Origin of the sequence: Acinetobacter sp. ANC 4216, assembly GCF_004331195.1 — a bacterium.
GTDB lineage: Bacteria > Pseudomonadota > Gammaproteobacteria > Pseudomonadales > Moraxellaceae > Acinetobacter > Acinetobacter kookii.
This window is the reverse complement of sequence record NZ_SJOC01000026.1, coordinates 1-17,621: the sequence shown is the minus strand read 5'-3', so window position 1 is coordinate 17,621 and position 17,621 is coordinate 1. Positions and strand designations below refer to the sequence as shown.

At 42.3% G+C, this 17,621-nt stretch carries 20 protein-coding genes; 11 read left to right on the top strand and 9 right to left on the bottom strand.

The window, feature by feature from the left end; translation table 11 throughout:
* The first annotated feature begins 163 nt into the window (after positions 1–163).
* Positions 164–772 carry a hypothetical protein gene (locus tag E0H88_RS15190; RefSeq protein ID WP_131274914.1) on the top strand — a complete coding sequence of 203 codons (609 nt, stop codon included), beginning with the start codon at positions 164–166 and terminating at the stop codon, positions 770–772.
* Between the two features lie 205 nt (positions 773–977).
* On the opposite strand, the gene E0H88_RS15185 is transcribed toward E0H88_RS15190, so the two are convergent.
* The 3 genes from E0H88_RS15185 to E0H88_RS15175 all read right to left on the bottom strand — a co-directional run bounded on the left by E0H88_RS15185 (position 978) and on the right by E0H88_RS15175 (position 3,205).
* Positions 978–1,553: a xanthine phosphoribosyltransferase gene (locus E0H88_RS15185; protein ID WP_131274912.1), complete on the bottom strand. Its 576-nt coding sequence runs from the start codon at positions 1,551–1,553 to the stop codon at positions 978–980.
* Between the two features lie 91 nt (positions 1,554–1,644).
* The gene (locus tag E0H88_RS15180; protein ID WP_131274910.1) at positions 1,645–2,361 is read right to left on the bottom strand and encodes a DUF3108 domain-containing protein; all 717 of its coding nucleotides are present in this window, start codon (positions 2,359–2,361) and stop codon (positions 1,645–1,647) included.
* Between the two features lie 163 nt (positions 2,362–2,524).
* A complete protein-coding gene (locus E0H88_RS15175) occupies positions 2,525–3,205 on the bottom strand; it encodes a hypothetical protein (RefSeq protein WP_131274907.1) in 681 nt (226 codons plus the stop codon).
* Positions 3,206–3,444: 239 nt separating this feature from the next.
* Between E0H88_RS15175 and E0H88_RS15170 the strand changes: the two genes are divergently transcribed.
* The gene (locus E0H88_RS15170; RefSeq protein WP_131274906.1) at positions 3,445–4,323 is read left to right on the top strand and encodes an energy transducer TonB; all 879 of its coding nucleotides are present in this window, start codon (positions 3,445–3,447) and stop codon (positions 4,321–4,323) included.
* A 57-nt stretch (positions 4,324–4,380) separates the two neighbouring features.
* Here the strand turns inward: E0H88_RS15170 and E0H88_RS15165 are convergent, their stop codons facing one another.
* The 4 genes from E0H88_RS15165 to miaB all read right to left on the bottom strand — a co-directional run bounded on the left by E0H88_RS15165 (position 4,381) and on the right by miaB (position 7,964).
* On the bottom strand, positions 4,381–4,782 hold the full coding sequence (locus E0H88_RS15165) for a hypothetical protein (protein ID WP_092821102.1): 402 nt from the start codon (positions 4,780–4,782) through the stop codon (positions 4,381–4,383).
* 109 nt (positions 4,783–4,891) lie between these two features.
* Positions 4,892–5,374: an rRNA maturation RNase YbeY gene (gene ybeY, locus E0H88_RS15160; RefSeq protein ID WP_131274904.1), complete on the bottom strand. Its 483-nt coding sequence runs from the start codon at positions 5,372–5,374 to the stop codon at positions 4,892–4,894.
* Positions 5,375–5,393: 19 nt separating this feature from the next.
* Entirely contained in the window at positions 5,394–6,470 is a 1,077-nt protein-coding gene (locus E0H88_RS15155; protein ID WP_092821106.1) for a PhoH family protein, read from the bottom strand.
* Between the two features lie 39 nt (positions 6,471–6,509).
* Positions 6,510–7,964 carry a tRNA (N6-isopentenyl adenosine(37)-C2)-methylthiotransferase MiaB gene (gene miaB, locus E0H88_RS15150; protein WP_092821108.1) on the bottom strand — a complete coding sequence of 485 codons (1,455 nt, stop codon included), beginning with the start codon at positions 7,962–7,964 and terminating at the stop codon, positions 6,510–6,512.
* 23 nt (positions 7,965–7,987) lie between these two features.
* Between miaB and E0H88_RS15145 the strand changes: the two genes are divergently transcribed.
* The 6 genes from E0H88_RS15145 to E0H88_RS15120 all read left to right on the top strand — a co-directional run bounded on the left by E0H88_RS15145 (position 7,988) and on the right by E0H88_RS15120 (position 12,923).
* On the top strand, positions 7,988–8,209 hold the full coding sequence (locus E0H88_RS15145) for a hypothetical protein (RefSeq protein WP_131274902.1): 222 nt from the start codon (positions 7,988–7,990) through the stop codon (positions 8,207–8,209).
* A 151-nt stretch (positions 8,210–8,360) separates the two neighbouring features.
* On the top strand, positions 8,361–10,280 hold the full coding sequence (locus E0H88_RS15140) for a lytic transglycosylase domain-containing protein (RefSeq protein WP_171259733.1): 1,920 nt from the start codon (positions 8,361–8,363) through the stop codon (positions 10,278–10,280).
* Between the two features lie 32 nt (positions 10,281–10,312).
* Positions 10,313–10,969, top strand: a complete 657-nt coding sequence (locus E0H88_RS15135; protein ID WP_131274916.1) for a ribonuclease T2 family protein — start codon at positions 10,313–10,315, stop codon at positions 10,967–10,969.
* Between the two features lie 172 nt (positions 10,970–11,141).
* Positions 11,142–12,128 carry a malate dehydrogenase gene (locus E0H88_RS15130; RefSeq protein ID WP_131274900.1) on the top strand — a complete coding sequence of 329 codons (987 nt, stop codon included), beginning with the start codon at positions 11,142–11,144 and terminating at the stop codon, positions 12,126–12,128.
* Positions 12,129–12,296: 168 nt separating this feature from the next.
* The gene (locus E0H88_RS15125) at positions 12,297–12,557 is read left to right on the top strand and encodes a DUF2789 family protein (protein ID WP_092821114.1); all 261 of its coding nucleotides are present in this window, start codon (positions 12,297–12,299) and stop codon (positions 12,555–12,557) included.
* 105 nt (positions 12,558–12,662) lie between these two features.
* The gene (locus tag E0H88_RS15120) at positions 12,663–12,923 is read left to right on the top strand and encodes a DUF2789 family protein (protein WP_086195729.1); all 261 of its coding nucleotides are present in this window, start codon (positions 12,663–12,665) and stop codon (positions 12,921–12,923) included.
* Between the two features lie 111 nt (positions 12,924–13,034).
* On the opposite strand, the gene E0H88_RS15115 is transcribed toward E0H88_RS15120, so the two are convergent.
* Both E0H88_RS15115 and E0H88_RS15110 read right to left on the bottom strand, forming a co-directional pair.
* Positions 13,035–13,562 (bottom strand): hypothetical protein, encoded by a 528-nt coding sequence (locus E0H88_RS15115; RefSeq protein WP_092821116.1) that lies wholly within the window; start codon positions 13,560–13,562, stop codon positions 13,035–13,037.
* A 74-nt stretch (positions 13,563–13,636) separates the two neighbouring features.
* Positions 13,637–14,239 (bottom strand): 2OG-Fe(II) oxygenase, encoded by a 603-nt coding sequence (locus tag E0H88_RS15110; RefSeq protein ID WP_131274897.1) that lies wholly within the window; start codon positions 14,237–14,239, stop codon positions 13,637–13,639.
* Between the two features lie 118 nt (positions 14,240–14,357).
* On the opposite strand from E0H88_RS15110, the gene E0H88_RS15105 reads away from it, so the two are divergent.
* From E0H88_RS15105 to E0H88_RS15095, 3 genes are read left to right on the top strand one after another with little or no spacing between them, the layout of a single operon-like run.
* Positions 14,358–15,215 carry a 23S rRNA (adenine(2030)-N(6))-methyltransferase RlmJ gene (locus tag E0H88_RS15105; RefSeq protein WP_131274895.1) on the top strand — a complete coding sequence of 286 codons (858 nt, stop codon included), beginning with the start codon at positions 14,358–14,360 and terminating at the stop codon, positions 15,213–15,215.
* Positions 15,216–15,260: 45 nt separating this feature from the next.
* Positions 15,261–16,088, top strand: a complete 828-nt coding sequence (gene pssA / locus E0H88_RS15100; RefSeq protein WP_092821122.1) for a CDP-diacylglycerol--serine O-phosphatidyltransferase — start codon at positions 15,261–15,263, stop codon at positions 16,086–16,088.
* 39 nt (positions 16,089–16,127) lie between these two features.
* Positions 16,128–17,201 (top strand): DUF6670 family protein, encoded by a 1,074-nt coding sequence (locus E0H88_RS15095; RefSeq protein WP_092821124.1) that lies wholly within the window; start codon positions 16,128–16,130, stop codon positions 17,199–17,201.
* The last annotated feature ends 420 nt before the right edge of the window (positions 17,202–17,621 follow it).

The window sequence follows — 17,621 nt, the reverse complement described above, 5'->3', positions numbered from 1 at the left end:
ATGAAAAGACTCAGATGCTGTGGGATGTTAATCCGGAAGTGGTCGAAAACTACTGGTCAAGCACGCAGCGTGATTAAAGAATATATAAAAATGGGCTCGCTCCCATTATAAAAAGAAGTGCTTAGCGAGAAGTACTTCAAAATTAGAAAAAAGGAAAATAACCATGAATAAGACTATCAAAACAATCGCCTTATCTGTTGCCTTCGTGTCCGGTGCAGGCATGGCTAATGCTCAAGAGGTCACTGTAAATACAGGTTTAGACGCTACTTTGGCCACTGTATCTCAACATGCTAAAAATGGTACTGCGCTTAACCTTGCCATTAATACCGCTACTGTTGATGCAACAGTCAACGTACACGGGGCGTATAACTCACTGAATAATGTGGGAGACAAAATCGCAGTAGAAACTTCAGCAATTGGTGCGGTAAACACCGGTAGCATTAACTTACAACAAGGCAATTTGAGCGCAGTGAATACGGGTACATTAGAGAAAACTTTTGATGCTGAAAAAAATGCAGAGGGTTCTTTGGAACAATGGAATTCTGAGCGTTCATCGGAGTTTGAAAGTTCTATCAGTACATCATTGAATACTGACACTTATGACCAGTTCTCTGAAACTCTAAGTAATTATACTGCAGCGAATTTAGCCTTTAATTCAGCAGCTATTGATGCATCTGTAAATACAAGAGGATTCGAGAATCATATTGATGGCATCAAAACTTCAGCTATTGGTGCTGTAAACACCGGCAGCATTACTGTGACCGTAAAGTAAATCCACCGTTCAATATGATCCAGGGTCTAACTATTTGCGGATAGTTAGACTTTTTTATTTTAGTACAAAAAATGTTTATTGAGTATTGCTCTATAATAGAGTCAACCTACAGTAAGATAATATTTGGTCTGAAAATTAGATCGCTATAAAAAAACACTTACAAAAAAAGAGCGCCTGAGCGCTCTTTTTAAATTCAGTTGAAATCTTAATCACGGACAAATTCAACAGTACCATTTTCCAAAGATTTAACACGTGCTAAAGATTCAACACGGTAACCTTTATCAAGTAACAATTGGCGACCCGGCTGGAAAGACTTCTCAATCACAATACCAATACCTACAACTTCCGCTTTTGCCTGATGAATTAAATCGGCAAGACCTAAAGCTGCCTGACCATTTGCCAGGAAATCATCAATCACCAAAGCTTTGTCACTAGAGTTGATGTGCTTGTTTGAAATGGCAATTGTGCTTTCAGTTTGTTTAGTGAAAGAGAACACTTTAGAGCGGTATAAATCATCTTTTAAAGTTAAAGATTGATATTTACGTGCAAAGATCACAGGCACACCAAGTTCTAAACCGGCCATTACTGCTGGAGCAATACCAGAAGCTTCAATGGTGATAATCTTAGTGATCCCTGCATCTTTAAAACGGGCAGCAAATTCTTTACCAATCTGTTGCATCAATACAGGGTCAATTTGATGATTTAAGAAAGCATCAACTTTCAGAACTTGGTCAGATAGAACGATACCTTCACTTAAGATTTTCTGTTCTAATGCGTGCACGGGAGAATTCCTCTAAGGGCAGATGCTTTTTCAAGCAAATGCGTATTTTAAAAAGGCTCTCGAAAAATGCAAGCGAAATTGATCAAATCGATTAACTCGTTGGGCCTTTATAACCTGTTAACAGTAAACCATAGGATGCTTTTCCATCTTGATGAGTCACTTTCACCGGGGTATAGTCCAGTTGAGGTGCTAACCAGAAAATGGTATCGCGATTTGGCTTTTTATGTTTGAGCACTACTTTAATGGTGTCAAAAGTACCATAAGCGGTTTTTACTGTTTCATTGCCCTGTTTAATAAAGTGGCGCGATTCCACTTCTTTGGCATCGGCAATTAAATAATTCGATTTTAAACCTGAAGATTTTAAATCTTCACGTAATTGCAACTCGGCATTCAGCTCATCTAGAACACCTGCCTTCCAGTCAAAAGCATAGGCTTTTTTATCTTTTTTGGTATGAATGGTTTGGGCATTCGAGTTGAAATTAATACTCATGGTACTGTTATGGACCAAAATTTTACTGTGGCGACTAAAACTGTTGGAAAGAATATCGCCTTTATCATTTAAGCTAAAATGACTGGTTTCAGTCGCAGAAGCCATGGCACCCGCTTTTGCAGCAAAGACATAGGTCCAGTTATTTCCCGACTTGCTTAAAGTGCGTGTTGCCGAGCCCATGTTTTTGCCATTATAGTTAAATTGATAACTTGCTTGGAATGGACTCATGGCAAATGTTTGGGTTGAAACTCCAGCCAACAACAGGGTAGTTGTTAGACCAGATGCGAATGCAACTGTTTTCAATACATTGTGAGCCATAAGTAAAGTGTTCCTATGCAGTCTTAATGAAATGTAAACTTCTGCGTAGATAGTATTATGCCTTCTGAATATAGAGATAAAATTCGAAACCTTATGCAATCTGTATCTTTAATGTAGTTTTTTTAGTTAAAACCCAGATTTTAATCCATAAAAACAATTCACCTTATTTCTGCTTGATCGGACTGACTTTGCTGTCCGCTTGTTCTGCATCAATCGCCCAAACATCCATCGGCTCTTCAGACATTTTTCTAAATAATGCAGTCAGGTTGACATTACCCATGACCACCAGTTCAGCTTCACGCAAAACAGCATGGTTGACATGCACTTTTGCTAAGGTATCAATGATAGAGCGCTTTTTGCCTAACCATCGGTTTAAATCCAGATGCAATAAGTCATCTTTCACTTTAATGACATTCAACTTTTCAAGGATCATGCCTAAAGGATCTTGATTGAGTACTTTTTGATAGAAAAATAAAGCAAATTTTACAGCAAGCTTTTGGAAGATATTTTTGAATTTTGCTTCAATCACCTGGGTGTCACTAATCTGTTCAAACACAATCAGCTGGGTGTCTTTATTCAGTTCCATCTGTACCAGTTTCAAATCGACTGAAAGGGTAATGTATAAACCTTTCACATCTAGCGTTGCATATAAGCGTAGCCAGTCTTCATGCAAGTCAGCATGCAGATCTTTCAGCATGGCAACATTGTCAGTCACAAAACGCTGAAAAGTTGCATTTAAAAAAACTTGAGAAAGGGGAAATTCACGCTCATCTTCAATAAATCCCTCAGCTTTTTGGTACACCTGGCGTATACGTTTAGAGATATTGGATAGTAGCGTTTGCATATAAGGCATCCCAGCGAGTTAATCTTCTTAAACTTCGATAGATTTTGTCGAAAGTATTAAAAATACAGATATTCCACCTTGCAGTTTAACAAAATTAATTGCACCATTTTCATGATTTTAATTGTCTACAGCGTGCTTGTTGACTGAGTTCTCGTTTCTTCATTCAAAACTAGACGCTGTGTTTATTTTATACTGCTTTTATGCAGTTTGGGGACCAGACATTTTGTCGGTTTAATGTGATGCTTAAGAAAATCAGTTTCGCACCTTTAATGCATGCATGGTGGAAAGATCCAATTTTCACAAGCGCAGTGATTGTAGCTGCTGTTTTGCATTTGATTATTTTGACTTTGCAATTTGCCATGCCGGAAGAAAGTAATGCAGCAGTCAAAGAGATTGCTGTCACCTTACGCCCAAGTCAGGACAAGGTGGAACATGCGGATTTTCTGGCACAGGCAGATCAGCAAGGTTCTGGAACCTTCCGTGAAGCACACCGTATGTCGAGTGATATGCCGGCAGCGATGACTGAGCAGACGACTGGTGAACAGCAACAGGAAACTTTGGAGCGTTTACAACAGAAACGTGAACTCAGCTTTGAAGAAAAAGTGCTGATGACCACCTTAAGCTGGAAGAAAGAAGCAGAACAGAACCAGCGTAAAAAAGCCATGCAGGAGTTGAATAGCCAATTCCAAGCCAAGGCCGCGATGGTGGCAAGTCTGGAAGCACAATATTTGCAACGTCAGCAAAATTTTAGCCGTCAGCAAAAAATTAAAACGGTGGATGGGATACAGGCCAAGCAGGATATTTCAGCGGCTTATCTGGAGAAATTCCGTGAGAAAGTAGAATTTTACGGTAACCGCTATTATCCCGATGCAGCCAAGGTGCAGCGCCTTGCAGGGGAGGTCCGGTTAATGGTGATCTTGAATAAAAGTGGCGGAATTCGTGCCATTCGCCTGATTGAAAGTTCAGGTCATGGTTTGCTGGATGAAGCTGCCAAGACATCAGTGCGTAAAGCTGCTCCATTCGGTGGTTTTGATAAAGGGATGAAAGATATTTCAGAGCTTCGCATTGTGCGTACCTGGCGTTTTGACCCGGCTGAAGCTGAGTTTGAGGTGCATTGATGGAGTGGGGTGATCTGCTTTACTAAGATCATTAACTTTCAGTTTTTAATTGTAGTTTCAGTGAGATGCTAATACATAGTGTCCCTTTTGATCCCCGTCCGGCCATGTCACGTTTAAATCCTTTTCTGAAAGTTCCAGGCGAGTCGGGAAGATTTGTAAATATTGGCGGTATTGGGGTGCGGCTTTCAAACCAATACATGTCCCATTTTTCCACCAGGTTCCTTCGGCATATTGGTCTAAGGCACCGACTGTCAGATACCATTTAAACTTGCCGTCCGGTTCTAGTAACAGCTCAGAGCCGACTTCCATTACGCCTTCCAGATAATAATGGCCTACCCAGGCATTATCTGCCGGCTGGAATCTTGCTTCCTTACATAAAGATTCAACATTGGCATACAATTGGGATGCAGGAAATAACGCTGAAATCAGGAACAGCCAGGAAGGGAGTCTGTTTATCATTTCTTCCTCCATTTATTGGGGAGTATGTTAAGATTTTATGCTTATTTGACATAAATAAAACCCGATTAATCGAAATTAATCGGGTTTAAAAATTAGAATGTTGCTAGAACTACTGTTGTTCAGTATAGGGATTCTCAAATCCTAACTTCGCCAGAATTTCAATTTCCAATGCTTCCATTTCTTCCGCATCTTCATCCGAGGTTTCATGGTCATAGCCCATCAGGTGTAAGGTACCGTGCACCAGCATATGCGTAAAATGTTCAATCGGTGTTTTATTCTGGTCAATGGCTTCCTGTAGAACGACAGGAATACAAATCACCAGGTCACCGATCGGTAGTGCATCCAGCATTGCCAACACTTCTTCTGGCACATCGCTCGGAAAAGACAACACATTGGTCGGTTTGTCTTTTTGACGATACTCCAGATTCAGCTTATGGCTTTCGTCATTGTCTACACAGGCAATCCCGATTTCACAGTCTTGATCGACATCGATAAAACGTAGTGTAGTTTCAATGACTTTTTTAATATAAGCGCGTTTCAGTACCAGTTCAGGTGACTGAAAATCTTGTTGCAAAGATAGGTTAAGTTTCAAAATGAATCCTTAAAATATCTTAGTCCTGAGCATCGGCAGCGGCATCATTTTCAGCAATCAATGCCTCTTGACGCGCTTTACGTTCTGCCCGTGCTTCAGCACTAAGACGGTGTTGTTCAGAGTCCCAACCTTCGTAGGCTTCAACAATTTTTTGAACCAATTGATGACGCACCACATCGCGAGAGTGGAAGCGAGTAATGTGGATTTCAGGAATTTTTTCAATCACACGTAAGGCATGTGAAAGCCCCGACTGTTGACCACGTGGCAAGTCGACCTGCGTGATGTCGCCGGTAATGACCGCACGCGAACCAAAGCCTAAACGGGTCAGGAACATTTTCATCTGTTCTGGCGTCGTGTTTTGCGCCTCATCTAAAATGACGAAAGAGTGGTTGAGAGTACGGCCACGCATATAGGCGAGCGGGGCAACCTCAATAATCTGGCGTTCAATCAGTTTGGCGACTTTTTCAAAACCCAGCATTTCATACAGGGCATCGTAAAGCGGGCGCAAATAAGGATCGATTTTCTGGCTTAAATCCCCCGGTAAGAAACCGAGTTTTTCACCGGCTTCCACTGCAGGACGAACCAGCAGGATACGCTGGATTTCGTTGCGTTCCAGCATATCTACCGCAGCGGCCACGGCAAGATAGGTTTTACCTGTGCCGGCAGGACCAATCCCGAATGAGATGTCGCTTTGCAAAATACGCTGTACATAACGCTTTTGATTGGCACCGCGCGGATTGATACGGCCTTTGCGGGTTTGCAACCAGACGGCATCCAGGCCGGTATGTTCATTGTCGGAAAAGTCTTCCTGCAATTCACGGTCGGTCTGACTGCCCTGAATGATCAGATGCAGGGTATCCGCACTGACTTGCTGGCTAACTTCGGTTTCTTCATGTAGACGCATCAAGAGGCTTTCGGCTCTCTCTACTGCATCAATTTCACCATCGATGTAAAAAGCATCACCTCGATGGGAAATTTTGACGTCTAAACGTTGTTCGATTTGTTTCAAATGACCGTTGTAAGCACCCAGCATGCCTTTTAAACGCTCCATTGAAATACCAGGAAAAGTTACTGTACGTCGGATCGCTGCAGTCAAGAGAATTCCTTATAAAATGGTCTGGCTGATCACCTTACATTACGCCACGTCAGGCTCAAGATTCAAGAGTTCACCGTAAACAAAATTTAAAGTTTTAATTTCGGTAATCTCGATCTCTGCAAAACGCCCAACCCATGCAGCATCACCAATGAAAGAAACCAGACGGGTATTGTCCGCAGTACCAATCAACAGGTTCGGATCTTTGTCAGAAACCTTTTCAATCAGAACACGCTGGATGGTGCCCAGCATTGCATCGGTTTTATCAATGCTTGAACGTTTAATCCATTGCTGAACTTTGGCCAGACGTTCTTTTTTGACATCTTCAGGGGTGTTGTCTTCAAGTTCTGACGCTGGGGTGCCTGGACGTTTTGAATAAATGAAGCTGTAAGAATGGTCAAAATCCAAATCCTGGATAAATTGATAGGTTTCTTCAAAGTTCTCATCGGTTTCACCCGGGAAGCCAATAATAAAGTCAGAAGATAAATGCATATCCGGACGGACGGTACGTAACTTTTTAATTTTTTCGATATACACATCGATGGTGTGGTTACGCTTCATCGCTTTCAGTACATCGTTGGAACCGCTTTGTACCGGCAGGTGCAGGTGCGAAACCATTTGTGGCAAGTCACGGTAGCACTGAATCAGGTCATCATTGAATTCAAGCGGATGTGAAGTGGTATAACGTAAACGGCCAATCCCCGGGATTTCAGCAACCAGACGAAGTAAATCTGCAAAAGTACAGATATTGCCTTCAAAGGTTTCACCGCGGTAACCATTCACGTTCTGTCCTAATAGGCTGATTTCACGTACGCCTTTTTCCGCCAGACCGGCAATTTCCGCCAGCACGTCATCTAAAGGACGCGATACTTCTTCACCGCGGGTATAAGGGACTACGCAGAAAGAACAGTATTTTGAACAGCCTTCCATAATCGAAACAAAGGCTTTGTAACCTTCAACGCGCGGTTCAGGCAAGAAGTCGAATTTTTCGATGTCCGGGAAAGAAATATCCACCAGCTTGATTTTTTCTTTCTTGGGCTTTTCGATTTGATCGTTATGTTGATCGAGCATTTGCGGCAAACGGTGCAAGGTTTGCGGACCAAAGACCATATCGACATAAGGCGCACGCTTTTGAATGTTGTCGCCTTCCTGAGAGGCCACACAACCACCCACTCCAATCACCAGATCAGGATTTTTTTCTTTCAGCTTGCGCCAGCGACCCAGTTCGGAAAACACTTTTTCCTGGGCTTTTTCACGAATGGAGCAGGTATTCATCAGTAGAATATCGGCATCATTTGGGTCAGTTGTAAGTACATAACCGTGTGAGTCGCCCAGCAGGTCTGCCATACGATGACTGTCATACTCATTCATCTGACACCCTTGCGTTTCGATATACAGTTTTTTCACTGAACCGTCGGCTGGGGTGTGCTGTGGCTGGGTAACAGTGTTTTCTGAAGCAGCTTGGGCACTATTTGGAATGAAGGTTTGAACCGTCATGTAGGCTCCTAAAGGATAAATCGGTGAAACCGCAATTCAACGCTGACCGCATAAGCGAGCCATATTTCCTTTTATTTCAACACCTAACTTGTATTGATGGAAAAAAGAGGCGAGTGGTCATCTTGAAAAATTGCAATTCGAATACAAGAAAGGCGCATATTTTAGCAGGAATCGAAGCCAAACTTATAGATATAAATAAAGCGCCAAGAATATTGATTTGTGACGTAAAAATGATTGAAAATTAATATTGTCTAATCATAAGGTTACATAACAGAACAGTAGAGTAGTTTAATAATAATTAAACTATTCAAAAATGATTAGGTGCGACCAAGGCAATACTAAATGACAGAAGGCGGGTATATGTTTCATCGGGTAATCAATAAAAATTATTATAAAATGCTTGCTTTGGCTTTAGCATCAACCGGTTTCGTTTCTATTTCCCATGCAGCTGATGAACAGTTTAATGATGCTTTGCGTGCTGCCAATTCTGCAAATTTAGGTTTATTACAACAATATCAGGCATCGATGCAAAACGATGTGCTGGGCTATTATCCGGAATACTGGTTATTGAATAGCAATCTGGCGAATCAGCCTGCCAGCCAGATTATCAATTTTGCGCAGCGTTATCCGCAATCGGCCATGGCGGAAAAACTGGCGGCCGACTATGTTGAAGAAAAAGTCAAGCAGGCAGATTTTGCGACTGCACAGCCTATTTTGCAGTATGTGACCAATCCGGATCAGGCGGAAAGCTGTGCGGTTGCACAGGTCCGTGCCAAATCGGGCGATCCCCTGGTTTTTGCTGAATATAAAGATGTCTGGCTTGCCACCAGCTCACAACCTGAATCCTGTACCGGTTTGGGACGCATGATGCTGTCGAGTCCCCTGATGACCGAACAGGACAGGCAGCAGCGTTTGTGGGGACAGCTTCGCGCAGGTCAGTCGGGCCTGGCTTTGGCAACGGCACAAAGTCTGGGTGTAAACCTGTCACTTGCACAGCTCAATCAAATTCAGGCCAATCCTTTAAATTATTTATGGTCTGCGCCCAAAGCCTCTGCGGCCGATCAGGCTTATTTAATTTATGCCCTGGGGCGTCTGGCGGATAGTGATTTAAATACCGCAATGGCTGCCGTTAAAAATGCAGCAGAAGGGGCACCGCTACAAGTACAAAAAGCGCTCTATCGAACTGTGGGCTATATCGGTGGAACCACAGTCATGAAAAACAACTTTAACCGTGAAGTGCTGAATTATCTGGATGCCAGTTACGGTTTGCCGTTTAGTGCCGAAGAAGCGGAAATTTATGCCCGTCAAGCCATTCGTTTCAGTGCATGGGAAAGCCTGATTCGGGCCATTGACGCAATGGGCGTAACCCAAAAACAGGAAGACCGCTGGCAGTACTGGTTGGCACGGGCTTCAGAGCAGCGTGGCGATGCGAACTCTAAACGTGTGGCACAAGAAATTTTCAAAAAATTGGCACAGGGAGATGATTACCATAATCTTCTGGCTAGAGATAGGTTAGGACAGAGTTACAATAATATTCCCAGTAATGTTCAACCTTCCAATAGTGATGTGCAGCGCTTGAGCCAAAATATTCATTTCAACCGTGCTTTTGCTTTACGCCGTGTCAATGCGCCAGATAGTTACGTGAATCGTGAATGGAACTGGGCGGTACGTCAGGCCTATTTAAAACATGATGATGGCCTGCTGCTGGCCGCGGCAAAACGCGCGACGGATATCGGCTGGTATGATCGGGCAATTTACGCTGCTGACCGTACTGAATCCAAGCACAACTATGCTTATCGTTATGCCATGCCGCATCAAAGTTATGTGGTCAGCCATAGCCGCAATGCCGGAATCGATCCTGCATGGGCTTATGGTTTGATGCGTCAGGAAAGCCGTTTTGTTTCACAGGCACGTTCACATGTAGGGGCAGGAGGGTTGATGCAAATTATGCCGGATACGGCGAAACTGGTGGCCCGGCAAATGGGTGAAACCTATAACCCGGCAGCTTTAACCGACATGAATACCAATATTCGTTATGGCACTTTTTATTTGTCGATGATCCAGAGCCAGCTCAGCAATAGTCCTGTGCTGGCAACGGCTGGCTACAATGCAGGTCCAAACCGGGCGCGTCGCTGGCAACCGGAGGCTCAGCCGATTGCGGCTGACCAATATACAGAATCCATTCCTTTAACCGAAACACGTGATTATGTAAAACATGTGATGACCAATGCCACTCATTATGGAGTATTGCTGGGACAAGGAGCGCAATCACTTGAAAAGCGGATGAATATCATTCCATTTAAAAATAATCCATAAACTTTAATTTTATTGATATGTCTGACTTGTTGATGATATTTTTTGGGCAAACTTCAGTTTTACTCAGATGGGCGCTGTTCGGGGTGAGCGGTGCTGGACTAGGGCTGTTTGCACCTCAAATTTTTGCTGCACCTTTGCAGGGATATGTCATGGTGGTACAAATGACCCCTGCGGTATGCATGTTTGATGCCCAGAAATCAAAACAGCGAAAATGTCTGGAAGGCTATTCGCTGAATATTTCCGGTTTGTATCCGGAAACTTCAGAAACCGAGTGTAAGACTACATCTACTGCGACTTTATCTCCCTTGCAGGCAAAAGTCGTGGCACGTGTCATGCCCGATGAAAATGCCCGCATGCAATTGTGGCGGGGAGTCGGTGGTTGTGTACAGATGAATTCAAGTCAATATTTCCGTACCATCATTAATTATGCCGAGCGTCTCAAAATACCGAAGGAATTAACCAGTCCTGAAACGCGAGCCATGCATCAGACCAATCTCCGGCTGCAGTTTTTGCGTTTGAATCCAAGTTTACCTGCCAATGCCATTAGATTTAGCTGTTCCACTTCCCAGGGAAATGCCATTCTGACCGAAGTGAAACTTTGCTACAAAAATAATGGGCAGTACAAGCGCTGTTCAGCAGAAGTACAAAATACCTGTCCAAATATATTTACTATAAAAGGTTCTTACTAAGCTTTTTTATATATTTTATTTATATTTCCTATCATACTTTTGTTGAAATCCATTCTCTTTTAAATGCATCTGTCAAAGTATTGGAGTACAATCTTTGCCGTTTATGATTATTAAGATTAAATAGAACAGCTATTTAATTATTATGACGATCCTCTCAATTGGAGATAATTACATGAAGCAACCTGTTCGCGTTGCCGTTACTGGCGCTGCTGGTCAAATTGGTTACAGCCTATTATTCCGTATCGCTAGCGGTGAGATGTTGGGTAAAGACCAACCAGTTATTCTTCAATTATTAGAAGTTCCTTTTGAGAAAGCTCAAGCTGCGCTTAAAGGCGTAATGATGGAACTTGACGACTGTGCTTTCCCATTATTGGCTGGCATGATCGGTACTGATGATCCTAAAGTTGCATTCAAAGATGCTGACTACGCTCTTCTAGTTGGTTCACGTCCACGTGGTCCAGGTATGGAACGTGCTGACCTTCTTAAAGTGAACGGTGAGATCTTCATCGGTCAAGGTCAAGCATTAAACGAAGTTGCTAGCCGTAACGTTAAAGTACTTGTTGTAGGTAACCCTGCGAACACTAACGCTTACATCGCAATGAAATCTGCTCCAGATCTTCCTGCGAAAAACTTCACAGCAATGTTACGTCTTGACCACAACCGTGCGTTGACTCAACTTGCTCAAAAAGCTGGCGTTGCAGTTTCTGACATCAAAACTATGACTGTTTGGGGTAACCACTCTCCAACAATGTACGCTGACTACCGTTTTGCAACTGTTAACGGCGAAAGCTTAAAAGACAAAATCAACGATGCTGCTTGGAACAAAGACGTATTCCTTCCAACGGTTGGTAAACGTGGTGCTGCGATCATCGAAGCGCGTGGTTTGTCTTCTGCTGCTTCTGCTGCAAACGCTGCAATTGACCATATGCGCGATTGGGCTCTTGGCACAAACGGCGAATGGGTAACTATGGGTATTCCTTCTGACGGTTCTTACGGTATCCCTGAAGGCGTAATGTTCGGTTTCCCTGTAACTTGTGAAAATGGCGAATACAAGATCGTTCAAGGTCTTGAAATCGACGAATTCAGCCGTGAACGTATCAACTTCACTCTTAACGAGCTAGAAGAAGAACGTGCAGCAATTGCTGACATGGTTAAATAATTTAATCTTCTAGATTAAATTGAAGAAGCACTCCTTTCGGGGTGCTTTTTTTACGTCTGAAATTTGGTTTTTGAACAAAAAATAACATGCTGTGATGCAGCGACAACTGAATTTTTTGGGGCTTGCGTCTAATTTAAAAGCGAACAATAAAGATTTAAGGAGAATGAGATGTTTGACCAGCAACCCACATTGGAGCTTTTATTTGAGCAGTTGGGACTTGATTCGAGCCAAGAGGCGATAGACAAGTTTATAGAAAGCCATCAATTGACGATGGATATCCCTTTGCATCACGCTCCGTTCTGGACCCAGGCACAGCATGATTTTCTGATCAGCCATTGGAAAAAAGATGATGAATGGGCCATGGTGGTGGATATCTTAAATGAGCAATTGCATACCGAAGACCGGCTTTCAACGTCAACGCATCATTGAACACAAATTGAAACAACAAACCTAGTTTTATCACTAGGTTTTTTTATGAATATCTTATAAGTTAATTGAATAATAAATGACAGTTTGATTGATAAGGAGTGTGCTATGCTCATGAATAATAACCCATCCTTTAAAATGTTATTTGAACAACTTGGACTTGCGTCTAGTCCTGCAGCTATTGAGCTTTTTATTCGTACCCATCAATTACCCGCACATCAAAATTTGCATGATGCTCCCTTCTGGAATAAATCCCAGCGTGAGTTTTTAATTCGCTATTTGGTAGAAGATGCAGATGAATGGGTTATGTTGATTGATGAACTGAACCAGCAATTACATATGAATGCGACCAAACTGCAACCTGCCTGATTTTTTGTAGACAGGTGAAATTTAAAACCTGCTGAGAAGAAGGAATTTTTAAGCAGAACAGATCATAAAAAAACGCCTCATTGCAGGCGTTTTTTTATCATTTATCTGCAATTAATGAGCTTTACTTTTGACTAGATGCACAAACCAGTCGTGTTCACGGAAGGGATGAAAGGCTGGATGCTCTTGTACCAGAATCAAGTCAAAATCGGCAGTTTTACTGTATTTGGTGAGCCAATGTCTGGTCAAGGCCATTTCACTTTTAGCTGCAGAAGCATAAGCCAGGAAGAAATAAATATCACCATACTGGTCATGAATGAGGGGCTTTAGGATTTGCTGGGTAATCAAGGCAAATCTTTGTTCCTTAGTGATTTCGAAATACAGCATATAGGCTTTGGCCAAATGCATGGATAAGTTCATATATAAACTTAAGGGCATTTCTTCAAATTCAATACGGCCCTGTTCAAGCAGAACCACGGCCTCTTGCAGGAAATGAAGCTGTTCCTGACGTACAATACTGAGAGTAACCAGTTGCATGCGTAACTCAGCACGTTCTAAGGCAAGTTTTGGCGTATTGCCTTGTAAATACAGCTGATCGGTTTCGCCAATACGTTGAATAATCTGTTTGGTGTTTTCCCGCATCGGTTACATCCTCATCTGTCAATGATTGCTATATGAGGATGTTTTTTCAGATTTAAAGCATCCTCTAATGTGAATTACCAAATGGAATTGCCGCTGCGTAACCATGCGGTAATGGATAGGCGTTGATGTTTGGCTTTCAGCACTTCGTGCAATAAATTACTTTGGAATAGAGCAATGCGGTTCGGTTTTGGCGGAATAATGTGCCACTGATCATTCTTATCCTGCAAACGCAATTCACCGCCCCAATCCTCTTGCCAGTCTTCATGCAGGTAATAAACTGCCGAAATGACGCGGTCATTTTTTTGTTGGGGATTGTCGCGGTGTAAGGCATAAAATTCGCCGGCGTTATAACAGGCAAAATGGGCTTCTACTTCACGAATGCCAAGAAAAAAGGCTTGGTTCAGTTGTTCACCCAAATTTTGCAACGTTTTGACGTGCTGTTGAGCTTTTTCTAAATCTTCATTAATCCATAAAATGTGATCGCTACGAATTTTGCTGATGACCCCATTTTGAATGGCGGCTTCTCTAAACTGATTCATATGAGAAGTGCATTCTTCAATCAAGGCATGAATATATTCTTGAGGATAAACATCATCAATAATGCTGAAGCCTTGCTGATCTAAATCTTCAATTATTTGATCAACATGGCATGACTTTGGGAAGTGAATTGCATCCATAAAGATATACTCAATAAACAGGATAGAAAAACGCTGGCGTATTCTAGAGCAAGATATCCTGCGGAACGAAACATTTTTTCATGCTAAAATATCGGTTGATATCAGGAATTAAAGAAACATGAATTACCGTCACCATTTCCATGCAGGCAACTTTGCCGATGTTATGAAGCATGTGTTATTGCTGCAACTTTTAACACGTTTAAATGCCAAAGATAAACCTTATCGCTATATCGATACGCATGGTGGGGCAGGTAAATACGATTTATCGACGTCTGCAGCACAGAAATCAGGTGAGTTTTTAAATGGTATTCACCGTTTAATCAAGCTGGACGATTCCATTACCCGCAATGCACCTGAAGGCGTAAAGCAGTATCTTAAAATTGTTCAGGATATGCGTGAAGGTTCAGGTAAAGGGGCTTATCCGGGCTCACCCTGGTTTGCTTTGGAAGGCATGCGTGAAATAGACAAAGCCACCATTTTTGAAATGCAGCCTGATGTTTTCCAGCAGCTGCGTTTTAATATTCGTGACCGCCGTGCTGGCCTGCATGAACGTGATGCTTATGAAGGCTTGCTTGGAGTGATTCCACCTAAAGAAAAACGTGGTCTGGTCATGATTGATCCACCTTACGAATTGGAACGTAAAGATTTTCCACAATTGGTAGAATTACTGGCTGCTGCCTATAAAAAATGGCCTACGGGTATCTTTGCTGTCTGGTATCCAATTAAAGATCGCGCCATGATTGAACGTTTTGAAAAGAAAATGATCAAAACGGGTATTCGCCGTCAATTGGTGTGTGAAGTTTGTGTATGGCCGGATGATACGCCTGTGGGCCTAAATGGTTGTGGTTTACTTGTGATTAATCCACCATGGAAGTTTTCTGAAGATGCAGATGAAGCTTTACAATGGTTGTTCCCGCATTTGCGTATGAGTGAAAATGGTGGACATGCCGCTGTACGCTGGTTGGTTGGTGAATAAGAGATACGTTTCAAAAGATACGGTTACAGTTAGGATCGGCAAAGAATGACAAGTATAAACAAACCTGAAAGTGAATCTTCTACACGTGATGAGCATGGTTTTGATGGCATCACCTTTGAAGTGGAAGAAGAAGAGCATACCCAAGAGGGACAAAAGGTGAAACGTCGTGGCATCTATCTGTGGCCGAATCTGATTACAACGGCAGCTTTGCTATCTGGCTTTTACTCCATTATTGCCAGCATGAATGGGGATTTTACTCAAGCCATTTATGCCATTTTTCTGGCCGCATTATTTGATGGACTGGATGGCCGGGTAGCGCGTGCGATTGGTGCCCAAAGCCCGTTTGGCGAGCAGTTCGACTCCTTGTCGGACTTGCTTGCTTTCGGCGTGGCACCAGCTATTTTAATGTATAGCTGGTGTTTACATGATTTGGGGCGCATTGGATTGGCGGCCTGTTTTGTGTATACCGCCTGTGCGGCGTTTCGTCTGGCACGCTTCAATGTGCAAATTGGTGTGGTGGATAAACGCTATTTTATTGGTGTCGCCAGCCCGTTGGCTGCGGTGATCATTATTACCCTGGTTTGGGTCGCCCAGGATTTTCCACAAATTTTTGATGTACGCGAATTGGGTATTCAGATCTTTAATGCGACAGCGATCATTGCTGTGGGCTTGCTGATGATTTCCAATATTAAATACTATTCATTTAAAACATTTGATCGCAAACGCGTCCCATTTTTCGTGTTGCCGATCGCGGTATTCATCTTTTCAGCAATTACTTATAATATCCCGGTAGGGATTCTGGTGATTTCCATTATTTATGCACTGTCTGGTTTTGTGACCACTTTCCTTGCGAGAAAAAATACCGCCATATAAAAATGAGAACACTAGACTGAAAATAAAAAGGAGCAAGATATGCAGTTGTTTCAAGATTTATTTGATCGCTCCAAACAACTCAATCAGGCTCCACTTCAGTCGGGTTTAGCCTATCATGCGCAAAAAGGCCGCTATAAAATCATTCATCAAGGATTGATGATTCCTAATCTACCTGCACCTTTGCATTACCTTAATTTTATTAGTCTGATCGGTCAGCCAAATGCAGCAATGCTGCGTAATGAAAGCGCCATTCACACCACAGCTTTAGATACTGCAACCACGATTGCCAGCATTAGCCCGCATATGGTGGGGCATTTGAATTCTTACTCGGTGGGTAAAGACTGCCGTTTTACCAAAGGACATTTCCAGTTTTCGGACCGGGAAACAGTTACGGGCAGTTTTCCTCATTTTCGAATACAGCGTAAGGATAAAGAGCTGAGTTTTGATTTATCAATTCGCACCAGCAATATTATTTCCTATTTTGCCCGGTTGCGTATGGGGCTGGCAGATCACTGGTCTTTACTGTGTCAGTGTGAAGGGCAGGTGACGTATAAGGAACAAAAATTTGAAATTCAGCAGATGGGCAGTTTTGAATATGCACGCTGCATTAATTTTTCCTATTTGCCTTTGGCATTTTTCACTTATCAAGTCATTAACCTGGAAAATCAGCGCCAGTTGCTTTTGGCGCAAATTCGCGATCCTTTGAATGGGATTTTGCAATCACGGCTCTATTTAAGAGATGCAAAAACCGGAAAGGCGCAAATGTTTGACCACAATGTTCGCTTTAAGGTACATCGGGTTTATCCCAAAGTAAAAACTCCGAACGGGCAAAGCATGTATTTGCCGCGTGAGTTTGAGTGGAGCTATGAAGATAAAGATGGTACCTGCATTTCCGTACAGGCACAAAGCCGTGGAGATTTTAAATTTGGTCTGGCAGCTGGCTATGTGGGCAGTTTTAAATATCAAATCTGCATTAATCATCATGAAGAAACAGGGGAAAGTGGCTATTGTGAATATATCGATTGCCGTTCATTGACCTGGCAAGAAAAAAATAAACAAGAAAAAATGCGTGATGAGTTAGCCAATCCTGTCCCTTTTGCATGCAAAAAATAATAAAAACCACCTGTTTTGTAGAATAAATAAACATTCGAGATGTTTTTGCTGAATTATTTAAAAAAGGGTGTTGCATTGAGGGTGAAATGCTGTAGAATGCACATCCATCGGCGGTGATGAAGATTAAAACTTCTGATAAAACAGTAACTTAGTTAAAATTGATTGAGTTGGGTTTTTAGAAAGAAAGTTTAAAAATAATGTTCATTACTGGTTGACTTTCTGAAAAGAAAGCGTAATATAGCCGACCTAGCTTGCTGCTGACGAAGCAGTAAGAAGATCATTAAGAGATTATGAAGAACAACTTGTGTGGATTTTTACTGGTTGATTGATCGAAATTATTTTCATTGATTGATGGTAGAAATTACTCGAAGTTTATTTGAGCAAATTTTTTGTCAGAAAATTGATGAGCCAAGATTTGTA